This is a genomic window from Streptomyces sp. NPDC006602, assembly GCF_042870385.1.
Classification (GTDB): Bacteria; Actinomycetota; Actinomycetes; order Streptomycetales; family Streptomycetaceae; genus Streptomyces.
Genome location: NZ_JBIAHG010000077.1, coordinates 1 through 10,481 on the forward strand (window position 1 = coordinate 1; position 10,481 = coordinate 10,481).

The 10,481-nt window shown below is 68.7% G+C and carries 8 protein-coding genes and 1 pseudogene; 7 read left to right on the plus strand and 2 right to left on the minus strand.

The window, feature by feature from the left end; translation table 11 throughout:
• Positions 1 to 501: 501 nt before the first annotated feature.
• The 5 genes from ACFYO2_RS48995 to ACFYO2_RS49015 all read left to right on the plus strand — a co-directional run bounded on the left by ACFYO2_RS48995 (position 502) and on the right by ACFYO2_RS49015 (position 5,167).
• Positions 502 to 678 carry a hypothetical protein gene (locus ACFYO2_RS48995; protein WP_388363866.1) on the plus strand — a complete coding sequence of 59 codons (177 nt, stop codon included), beginning with the start codon at positions 502 to 504 and terminating at the stop codon, positions 676 to 678.
• Positions 679 to 1,029, plus strand: coding sequence for a hypothetical protein (locus tag ACFYO2_RS49000; RefSeq protein WP_388363869.1), 351 nt, complete (start codon positions 679 to 681; stop codon positions 1,027 to 1,029).
• Positions 1,026 to 1,661, plus strand: a complete 636-nt coding sequence (locus ACFYO2_RS49005; protein WP_388363871.1) for a hypothetical protein — start codon at positions 1,026 to 1,028, stop codon at positions 1,659 to 1,661. Before ACFYO2_RS49000 ends, ACFYO2_RS49005 begins: the two co-directional genes overlap by 4 nt.
• Positions 1,662 to 2,480: 819 nt before the next feature.
• Entirely contained in the window at positions 2,481 to 2,693 is a 213-nt protein-coding gene (locus tag ACFYO2_RS49010) for a hypothetical protein (RefSeq protein WP_388363874.1), read from the plus strand.
• Between the two features lie 197 nt (positions 2,694 to 2,890).
• Positions 2,891 to 5,167, plus strand: a complete 2,277-nt coding sequence (locus ACFYO2_RS49015) for a peptidoglycan recognition protein (RefSeq protein ID WP_388363876.1) — start codon at positions 2,891 to 2,893, stop codon at positions 5,165 to 5,167.
• Between the two features lie 320 nt (positions 5,168 to 5,487).
• On the opposite strand, the pseudogene ACFYO2_RS49020 reads toward ACFYO2_RS49015, so the two are convergent.
• Positions 5,488 to 7,149: pseudogene (locus ACFYO2_RS49020) on the minus strand (trypsin-like serine protease).
• Positions 7,150 to 7,491: 342 nt separating this feature from the next.
• Between ACFYO2_RS49020 and ACFYO2_RS49025 the strand changes: the two are divergent.
• Positions 7,492 to 8,451 carry a DUF1152 domain-containing protein gene (locus ACFYO2_RS49025; RefSeq protein ID WP_388363879.1) on the plus strand — a complete coding sequence of 320 codons (960 nt, stop codon included), beginning with the start codon at positions 7,492 to 7,494 and terminating at the stop codon, positions 8,449 to 8,451.
• A 286-nt stretch (positions 8,452 to 8,737) separates the two neighbouring features.
• On the opposite strand, the gene ACFYO2_RS49030 is transcribed toward ACFYO2_RS49025, so the two are convergent.
• Positions 8,738 to 8,971 carry a hypothetical protein gene (locus ACFYO2_RS49030; RefSeq protein ID WP_388363882.1) on the minus strand — a complete coding sequence of 78 codons (234 nt, stop codon included), beginning with the start codon at positions 8,969 to 8,971 and terminating at the stop codon, positions 8,738 to 8,740.
• 577 nt (positions 8,972 to 9,548) lie between these two features.
• Between ACFYO2_RS49030 and ACFYO2_RS49035 the strand changes: the two genes are divergently transcribed.
• The gene (locus ACFYO2_RS49035; RefSeq protein WP_388363885.1) at positions 9,549 to 10,127 is read left to right on the plus strand and encodes a hypothetical protein; all 579 of its coding nucleotides are present in this window, start codon (positions 9,549 to 9,551) and stop codon (positions 10,125 to 10,127) included.
• The last annotated feature ends 354 nt before the right edge of the window (positions 10,128 to 10,481 follow it).

The following is a 10,481-nucleotide window of genomic DNA, read 5'->3' on the forward strand; positions in this document are numbered from 1 at the left end:
GCCACCGGAGTACGCCGAGCGCAGGGTGGAGCTGCTGGTGGACCGGCTCGCCATGGTCTGACACACCGCCCCAGCGGGCACGCAACCGGGGTCCCCGGACCCCGCTGCCTGCCTCCGGCATTGCTTCCGGTCACTCGCGCCCACACGGCGCAGCCGCAGCCTGCGAGACCCACGTCGGACTGGGGTGTGCGCTGGAGAACCTGGCGCTCGCCGCCCGGGCCCGGGGCCTCGCGCCCCGTATCACCCTGCTCCCGGAGTCCGGCCGTCCACTCCTTGTCGCGCGGGCCGACCTGACTCGGACGACGCGGCAGCACTCGCAGCTGTACGACGCGATCGGGCACCGCCACACCAACCGCGGCCCCTACCGCGACCGGCCCGTCGACGGCGCCGTACTCACCGAACTGGCGGCGCTCGCCGACGACCCGCGGGCGTGGGTCGTCTGGGTCACGGCACACGCGGACCGGGACCCTCGGTGCCCTCATGATCCGGGCCGCTCGTGCGGTGACCGACGACGAAGAGCAGTCGCGCCAGAACTTCGCCTGGTTCCGCGGCAGCGCGGACGCGATCGAGGCGCACCAGGATGGGCTCACCCTCGACGGACAGGGCCTGTCCGGCGTGGTCACCGCGGCCGCCAAGCTGCTGCCCGCCGCCTCGCGCACCAAGGGCGATGAGTTCTGAGTGAAGCAGACCCGTCCGGTGAACACCGCCACCGCGGCTGCGTACGGCCTGATCCTGGTGCCGGACCGATACGACCCGCGGCACGAGCTCACCGGCGGCCGGCTGCTGCAGCGCATCCACCTCGCGGTCACCGCGCGCGGTCTGGCGCTGCACCACATGAACCGGATCACCGAGCGCGTCGACCGGGACCGCAGCCGGGGCCGCGAGTCTCCGCTCGGTCCGCCGCTGACGGCACTGGCCGACCGGGTCGGCGACGGTGACGGCCAGGTGCTGGCCGCGTTCCGGCTGGGCCACCCGGTACGACAAGGGCGACGTTCACCCCGCCGTTCCGCGACGGAGGTGTCGACGTGAACCGCGACCGGGCCGCCGCCCTCGCCGGTACCACCGGCGGCGCTCTCGGCGTCGCCGCCGGGCTGACCGCCGTCGTGTGGGGCGACCGCCTCGGCGCTTGGGCGGGCGACAAACAGGACCCCACCGCGCTCGGGTCGTTCACCGTGGCCTTGTCCGCCGGCCTGCTCCGGCTGCGCGGCTCCGCACCGGGCGCCGGACGGAGAGCGGCCGTCGGCGCCGGTCTGCTGCTGCCGGGCCTGCTCGGCTTCACCACCGTCGGACGCTTGTGGTGGATCCCGGGTGCCCTGCTCGTTGTCGCCGGGGCCGGCACGGTCGCCGCCGAGCCCCGCGCGGTCGGCCAGGCGGTGCGTGACCGGTGGGCGGCCGTGCTCACCGCGACCCTGGGGGCGTGTATGGTCCTGGTCGCCGCCGACGCCTCCGCGCCCCTTCTGGCGCTGTCCGCGGCAAGCGGGGCGCTGGTGGCCGCCGCACCGTGGGTGACCCGCGGTCCGCGTCGGCTCCCCGCGGCGATGCTGCTCGCGGGTACCGTGCCGTTCGCCGCACTCACCTGGTGGACCCTCGTCACGCCGGCGGTTGCCGTGCTGTCACTGACCGCCGGGTTCACGGCCCGGCGTGTAAGGGCACCAGGCTGACCGCCCCGCCGTGCCGAAGTTCAGCGGCACCCGTGCCGCGGGGGTACCTGGCTGACGAGTCGGCAGCCGTTTCTCGCAAGTGCTGCGGCCACGGCGGTTGTAGACAGTGCCGCGGCACACCCGACCGCGAGGCGGAGTAGCAGCCTTCACAACGTCCGGCTCTGGTCGTTGGACCGGCACAGCACGTGCTTGTCTCAGGCGGCCCGGCGAGAAGGGCACCCATGCTGCGCTCCAACAGGGCCGACTCGCCTTCCTCCCGCGTGCGCCGTGCCTCCGCTTGCATCGCTGATGCCGAACCGATGTCTCGTCGTCCGGGGCGGAACGGTTGTGTGGCACGGTCACGAGTCGCCAGGCCGGCCTGGCGAGCAGGTTCCCGGCCCTGGTGGCTGTGCCGTTTGCGATCAGGCCGCCGTCCAGACATACGGCGACGGTTGCTTCGCGTGGAGTTGGGGCGCTGAACTCGCGGCATCAGGGCCGACACGTCGAGTAGCAGGAGGGTTCTGGCAACCGGCAGATGACGAGTGAGGAATGAACACCTCTTGCGCGCCCGCCCAGTTCACGCGGGAAGTGACAATCCAATCCGGTCGACCTCGTGAGCCTTGTCACACGAAAATCTCGCGTCATCGGCGCAACCATCCGTACTTGTGGAATTTGTCCGGCACCGGTGAGTCAGGTGCGTGTCGAGGGCTGTACGCCGCGCCTTTCCAGCACCCACAAGTGCCGCATAGCATCGCTGGGCCGCTTCGCCTCTCACCCCCCATGCGTAGCAGCGGACCGCTTCTTTTGCCCCGTCAGGCCCTGAGTGAGGTCTTGGTTTCCATGAGGCTCCGCCGTGCCCTCGCATCGGTCGTGGTGACCGCCGTTGCCGCTCCTGCCGCACAACTGGCCGCGCCCGCCGGCTGTGCAGAGGCCGGAGACGCGGGTGCGCCCGCCGCGCTTCTGGCCGTCAACGGCCTCGCCAAGGCCATTGACGTCGACGCCGTCTTCGCCGTCCCTCACCGCAGGACCGGCACGGGCCTCATGGCCGCCTGACCGCACGCCAGTCCGTCCGACTCGCCTCGGACGGTGTCGACCCCCTTCGCTCAGGGCCGGTCCCACCAGCGCATAGAGGCAACGCGCCGCCGACGCTCGGCTGTTCGGCATCACCACCGTTACCTGATCAGATATCCGGCCCGTTCCCGGAACGGGCCCACGCACCGCCCGGCACGTCACGGGCGTGAGGAGAGACGTTGAAACCGAGACGCATATGGGGGACGGCCGCCGCGGTGGCGGTCGGCGTGACAGGCGCCCTGGCCTTCCAGGGGCTGGCCGGCGGCGGCGCCGGAGGGGACGCGCAGTCCAAGCCGGTCAAGGCCGCCGTGCACGACATCGCCCTCAAGCCGGGAGAGGACGGAAACGTTGCGCTGGGGCAGCGTTCCACCAAGCCGTTCAGCCTGCTCGGAGTGAGCTGGGCCAGCCCGTTGGCCAAGGCTCCGGGGAAGGTAGAGGCGCGCATCCGTGATGCCGGGTCAGGTGCGTGGTCGCACTGGTTCACACTGGGCAACAACGATGCCCTCGGCGACGTGCCGGCCAAGGGTGAGCGCGGCGCAACCGAGCCGTACTGGGTCGGTCCCTCCAATGGCGTGCAGTTGCGGGTCATGGCCGACGGCAAGAGCTCGGCCGCGCTGCCGAACGGCCTGCGGCTCGACCTCGTGGACCCCGGCAAGGCCGCCACGAACCCGGCCCCGGCCGCGTACGCCCTCGACACCGCCAGCGCCGCTCCTACGGACAGCAGCACACCGACCGACACGCCGACCACGGCGACGGACAGCGCCACACCGACCGACACCGCCACACCGACCGACACCGCGACGCCGACCGACACGGCAAGCTCGGCAACGGACTCCGCGTCGCCGAGCCCGACGCCGAGCGAGACCTCCACCAGCGCGTCCGCGACGGCCTCGCCCTCGCCGAGCGCCTCCGTCACCAGCGGGCCGCCCTCGACCGTGCCCGAGCCGCCCATCGTCTCGCGCGCCGACTGGGGCGCGGACACCGCGGGCATCACGCCGGAGGATCCGCCGACGTACAACGAGGACGTCAAGGCGGTCTTCGTCCACCACACGGACGGCACCAACGACTACAGCTGCGCCGACTCCGCCTCCATTGTGCGTGGCATTTACATCTACCACGTCAAGACCAACGGCTGGAACGACATCGGCTACAACTTCCTGGTCGACAAGTGCGGCACCATCTTCGAGGGCCGCGCGGGCGGCATGGACCGGCCGGTGATGGGCGCGCACACCTACGGCTGGAACCGTGAGTCGGCCGGCATCTCGGTGCTCGGCGACTACACCTCCACCTCCGCCCCGAAGGCCACGCTCACCTCCATCGCCCGCCTGGCGGCGTGGAAGCTCGGCCAATACAAGGCCGATCCCGGGAGCACGGTCCAACTGACCGCCGGTGCCACCCAGACGAACTACTTCGGCACCAGCTTCACCGCCGGCACGAAGTACACCTTCAACCGGATCTCCGCTCACCGCGACGGCTACAACACCCAGTGCCCGGGCGGCTCGCTCTACGCCCAGCTGCCCACCATCCGCACCTGGGCCGCCGGCCCCGTCGCCGGCTTGAAGGTCACCTCGATCTCCGGGGCGGGCCTGTACAGCTCGACGTACTACACCAAGGCCGGCATCACCGTGCACTGGTCGGCCACCACCCCGTCCTCCCTCATCTCCAAGTTCCAGCTGCTGGTCGACGGCAACGTCGTCGCCACCACTTCCGGTACGGCCACCTCCGCCTCGGCCACCCTGGCGCTGGGCACCCACAAGGTCGCCGTACGCGCCGTGCACCAGTCCGGCAAGACCGCGACCACGACCGCCGCCACTGTCGTGGCCGAGACCACCGCGCCGACCTTCACCACCACCCCGAAGCTCACCCTGCGCACCGGCACGGTCAACACCTCCGCCGTCCCGGTCCGCCTGGCCTGGAAGGCCACCGACAACGCGGCCCTGCGCTACGTGAAGCTGCTGTCCCCGACCACCGCGACGTTCGGCCCGACCACCACCAGCTCCAACCGCACCGCCAAGTCGGGCACCGCCACCACCTGGTCCATGCGGGCCTACGACTACGCCGGCAACTACCGCACCTCCTCGCCCTCCTACACTCCGGTGATCCTGCAGGAGTACGCGGCGACCAAGTCCGGCAGCTGGACGACGAAGTCCTCCACCAGTTACCTGGGCGGCAAGTCCTACTCCAGCGGCTCCAAGGGCGCCAGCCTGACCTGGACCTTCACGGGCCGCTCCGCCGCCTGGGTGGTCTCCCGCGCCTCCAGCTCCGGCCAGGCGTACATCTACGTGGACGGCACAAAGGTCACCACCGTGGACCTGAAGTCCTCCACGACGCAGTACCGTCAGGCGATCTGGACCAAGTCCTGGTCCAGCAGCGCCAAGCACACCGTCAAGATCGTGGTCGTGGGCACCTCCGGTCGCCCGACGGTCACCACCGACGGCCTCGTGTACATCAAGTAACCCGGCAACAGAGCCACTTACGCCGCCTCGGGGGTCGGATCGCACACGCGACCGGCCCCCGAGGCTTTCGGCAGAGCGGACGAGCAGGGGAGGCCGGGGTGCTCGGCGCGCCGGACCCTGAACGCCCATCGGCGCCACGCGTGGGTCGGCTCGGCAGGTGTCCCTGGTCAGCGGGTGCAAATCGTCGGACACGGTCAACGCGGTGACGGCGTCAACGACGCGCCTGGGGTGGCACAACGCACGGTGCCCACCGCGTAGGGCGGTGGGCACCGTGCGTGATTGCGCCAAGTCACCGGGTCAAAACCCGCTCCCTGCCGGGTTCAGCCCCAGATGTCGTACTGCTGGTAGCCGGTACCGACCGAGATCCTCGTGGCGAAGATCCCGCTGGACGCCTTGCCGGTGCCCGGGTACAGGTAGAGCGTGCCGCCGGAGGTGCGGGCCAGGAAGTCGGCCTTGCCGTCGCCGGTGATGTCACCGACGGCGTCGAAGGCGTTGTAGCCGCTGCCCCAGGTGCGGACGTGGACGAGGCTGGAGAACGCTCCGGAGCCTTGCGGTAGAGGTAGACGTAACCGGTGGACTTGTTGCGGGCGATCAGGTCGGCCTTGCCGTCGCCGTTGAAGTCCCCGTGGCCGCGCAGCAGGTTGTACTGGCCCCAGCCCGAGCCGACCTTGATCCGGGTGGCGAAGGAGCCGTTGCCCTTGCCCGGGTAGATCCACAAGTAGCCGCCGGAGTCGACCGAGAGCAGGTCGGGCAGGTAGTCGCCGGTGACGTCACCTGGGGCGACGGTGAACTTGCGGGTGGACCAGTTGCTGAAGATCTCCTTCTTGCTCCAGCTCTGGGTGGACGGGATGTAGTGCAGCCAGAAGACCGCCCCGTCGCTGCCGCGGCGCAGGATGAAGTCCTCGTAGCCGTCCCGGTTCAGGTCCGTCTGCAAGATGACGTTGTAGCCCTTGAAGCTGCCCCAAGACTCGCGGGACGCGAACGAGGTGCCCTTGGAATCCTTCTCGTAGCCGGTGTACGTGGAGTGGTTGCGCACGAACAGGTCGGCCCTGTGGTCGCCGCTCAGGTTGCTGTCGTCGACGCGCGGGTAGGCGGCGCCGACATACGACTTGACCTTGGTGAACACGCTGTACGCGCCCTTGGCGACGCAGTTCTCGACGCCCCACGACACGATGCCGACGATCCGGTTGTTCACGATCAGCGGGCCACCGGAGTCGCCGTTGCCCGCCGAGACAGTGCCGGAGTCGCTGCCGGTCGCCGGGTCGCCTGCGCAGACCATGTGACCCGCGATGAAGTCGCTGCCGTAGTAGCCGGAGCACGTGCTGTCGGACTGGATGGGCAGCGTCGCCGTCTTCAGCGTCTGCGAGATGTCGTTGCTGGTGGAGCTGGTACGGCCCCAGCCGTAGACCTTGGCGCTGGTCTTGGCCGCGTACGACGCCGTGTCGGAAGATGTCGTCATCCGGATCGGCGTGGCGGTGATCGGCCAGGGTCAGGACGGCGACGTCGTTGTCGACGGTCATCGAGTTGTACGACGGGTGGTTCCACTGCCGCCAGACGCCGGAGACGGTGCCGCCGTGCAGGTCGGTGTTGCCCGAGCTGTCGGTGGTGGGCAGCTGGTCGGTGCCGGTGAGGATCGCGCCGTTGGCGTACCAGTTGAAACCCTTGACGCAGTGCGCGGCGGTGAGGATCGTCGGCGCCACGACTGCGCCGCCGCAGAAGAAGCCGACGTCGTCGCCGGTGTCGCTGGTGCCCTTGTCGTCGTAGTACCAGAGCTGGGCCATCCACGGCGCCGAGGTGATGTTCGTGGTGGTGCCGCCGATGATCATCGGGCTGACCGTGGAGGTGGACGAGGAGCCGGACGAGGTCGAGGACGTGGACGACGTGCCCGAGTCCGCCTTCGTGTTCACAGCGCCCACGGCGCCGACAGCTTGCGGGTGGCGAACACGGACTCCAGCGCGGTCCTGCGTTGCCGGTACGGCCACTCGGTCGTGTCCGTCCCGGACAGCCGCAGCAGATCGAACGCGACGAAGTGGGCCGGCCACTCCGCCGCGCCCGGGCCGCACCGGCACCGCGCCGGGCAAGCCGGTTCTGCAACCGCTCGAACGCGAGCCGGCCCGCGGCGTCCCATACGACCAGCTCACCGTTTATGTGAGCTGTTTCAGGTGTCTCATGAGCGGGTGCCGGTCGGGGCCCGTCACCGCATCAGGTCGACTCTGACGGTCGAGCCTGGAGGCCTTCATTCCTGTTGCTCCGCGGCTCCGTCGTCGCGTCGAGAACTCGGGAGCGCCCGGTGCCCGGTCCCAAGTCCCGGGACAATGATCGGCATGACGTCTCTCCACTCCAACCCACTCTTCACTCGGCTTGCCGATGCCGAACGGATCCTCGTCACGGGCGCGGGTGGCGGCTTCGATATCTACTCCGGCCTGCCGTTGGCTCTTTCCCTCTTGCATCAGGGCAAGCAGGTGTATCTCGCGAACCTCTCCTTCAGCGCGCTCGAGGGTCTTCCGATCGATGACTGGGTCGCCCCCGACCTGGCCGCCGTCACTCCCGACTCCGCTTTGCACCAGAGCTACTTCCCGGAGCGGACCCTTGCTCAGTGGCTGCGCCAGCACGGCTACCCGTTCACCGTGTACGCCTTCCCCCAGACCGGGGTGCGTCCGCTGCGCGCCGCCTACCAAGCACTGATCGAGCTGCACCGCGTCGACGCTGTGGTGCTGGTCGACGGCGGTACGGACATTTTGATGCGCGGTGACGAAGCCGGGCTCGGCACTCCGGAAGAGGACCTGGCCAGCGTGGCGGCGCTGGCTGCGCTAGACGGTATACCGACCCGCCTCGTCGTCTCAGTCGGCTTCGGTGTGGACGCGTACCACGGCGTAAACCATGTGCAGGTATTGGAGAATATCGCCGCGCTGGAGCGCGACGGCGCGTACCTCGGTGCGTTCTCGATACCGCGTGCCACCCGTGAGGGCGCTCTCTACCTTGACGCGGTGACGCACGCTCAGCATCACACCCCGGAGTATCCCGGCATCGTGAACGGTTCAATTGCGGCAGCCGTGTGCGGCTCGTTCGGCGATGTCCGGTTCACTGACCGCACCCGGGGCAGCGAGTTGTTCGTGAACCCGCTGATGTCCCTGTACTTCGCCTTCGACCTCCCGGGCCTGGCAGCCCGCTGCCTCTACCTGGACCGGATCGAGGACACCCACCTGATGCGCCAAGTCCATTCGCGGATTGCCGAGTTCCGCGAATCCATAGTGACTCGCCCACCCCGCTGCTTCCCGCACTGATGACCAGGCGGACGGTGCGCTGCCCGGTGCCATCGCTGCGTCCGCCAGGAACGATGTCACGGTCAGCGGGAATTCAGGGGCACCACCAGTTCTCGGCCGGCTGTGAGTCATCCATCTCGTGCGACCGACAGTGCGGACTCCCTGCGCATACACGGCTTACCAACATGCGAGTCCGCCGGTACCAAGGCGGAGACCGAGCCCTCAACTGGCACTCCGCGGCATCGCCGATTGACGAAGTGAAGCCGCACCACGGTGAGACACCAGATGGTTGAGACAGCTCGACAGGTCACATAACACCGTCCAGCGCGGTCGCGTCCGGCAGCTGCACGGCCCCGGCCACGACCTCCGGAAATGAGGCCGCCATCTCGGTGCCGCGCCTGGAGCGCAGCACCACCCGCCCTGCGTCGACGGAGACGAGAGCCCGAAATCCGTCCCACTTCGGCTCCGCAGCACAGCCAGGCCGCAGATCGGGCACGGACACGGGGGTGGTCAGCATCGGCTCCGGCAGCGTCCATGTCACCTCCCATCCCTTCCACCCGCCATGTACGCCACCCGAGTGACTGCGCATCGCCCGGCGAGCGAGGCACAACTCCGCTCGCCAACGACACGAGGACCCGGACCGCAACACTTAAGTTGCTGGTGGGCGCAGCGTGGTGAGGCGGCCGAGGGCGCCGGACGCTGGTGCCCGGTCTGCGGTGAGAGGCTGCGGCCGGGATCGCGCACGGACGCCGTGTACTGCTCTGCAGCGTGTCGCGCGCCACCTGCACAGCTTCGCCAACGGCCTCGAACTATCCTCATGCGGAAATAGGGCACGGGTCCCCGGACCACCTCTTGCGCGGCCAGTGTGGCCAGCGGACCCTTGAAGGGTTTGACTACCTCCAAACCAAGGGAGCTGAAATGGCGATTGAATATTCATCGGCCAGGTTTGGCCATGGTAGGACGCGGGGTTGGGCATGAGTGAGCACGGGGGCATGACCTCAGGATCGGCGCCGGCCAGTGTGCCCGCTTCTGACCCTCTCGCTGGCGGATCCTCGGTCGCGCCACCTTTGCCGTCCAGTCCGCGAAGCGCCCCTATCGGCTACGGCGGGTACACGGGCGTGAGCGATGGAGGTGGATTCTCCGGCACGAGCACGCCGCATTTCGAAGACACCGGCGCCGCAACTTTGTCTCCAATCATCATCGCCGCGGAGCTTCTCGCGGGCATGACGCCCGTAGGTGCAGCCGCCAGGGTGGCGCTCATGACGCTTGGCGTGGGTGTAGAGGTGTACGAATCAGTCGAGCATTTCGGGGAGGGCGCAGAGAGTCCAGCGGGGAGTGTCACACCTCACGTCGCTCAGGAGAAAAGCCGTCAGTCCGGGCCGTACCGTGTGATGTCAACCGACTGGCGAGGGATCGTTGAACGCCGCGGCGACGCAGGGTGGCGGGTGACCTCACCGCAGGTCCGCAACTGGGGCACACGCGACGTTGCCGAACTTCCGGAGTCGGTCAATGAAGTGGATCTCGCTCGCGGGCGGGTGATGTCCTTGAACATCACTTCGTTCGAACCAGTCGATGACTTCGGCGGCGACCTCGGTCGTGACACGGGTCCCACGGGTCCCGTCTTCGACATTGGGCGAGGCGAATTGAACTTTGGGGGGTTCGACGACCTGAGCGGCGGCCTCGGCAAGCTGGGCTAGAGGCACTCGTGCCTGTTTGCGATCCCCAGGGCTTCAGGCGGTGTTCGAGGGATTGAGAGACTGAGAAGCCATCCGCTTACCGCTCGACAGGGCTTGATCAGTCGAACACGGTTCCTGTTCGGGTGACCTTTCGGCGGTCGGGGCATAACGGCAGGGCCTCCTGGTAGCTCGGGGTTGCGATCCCAACCGAGCAGCACCAGGAGGCCCTGTGTCGCAGTCTTTCGTGCTCGCGTCTCTGGAGTCCAACGCGCCATCTCCGGAGCAATGCTCATGACCTGTGGATCGGCTCGGGAGGACGTACCTTCCCGGGTGATTGATCGATAGGTCACCGAGCAAGACCGGTGTTCGCAGCAC

Bases quoted from the DNA above. Each gene is read 5' to 3' on its own strand.
- ACFYO2_RS49010 (WP_388363874.1), top strand. From the start codon at position 2,481: ATGAGGCTCCGCCGTGCCCTCGCATCGGTCGTGGTGACCGCCGTTGCC.
- ACFYO2_RS49025 (WP_388363879.1), top strand. From the start codon at position 7,492: ATGACGTCTCTCCACTCCAACCCACTCTTCACTCGGCTTGCCGATGCC.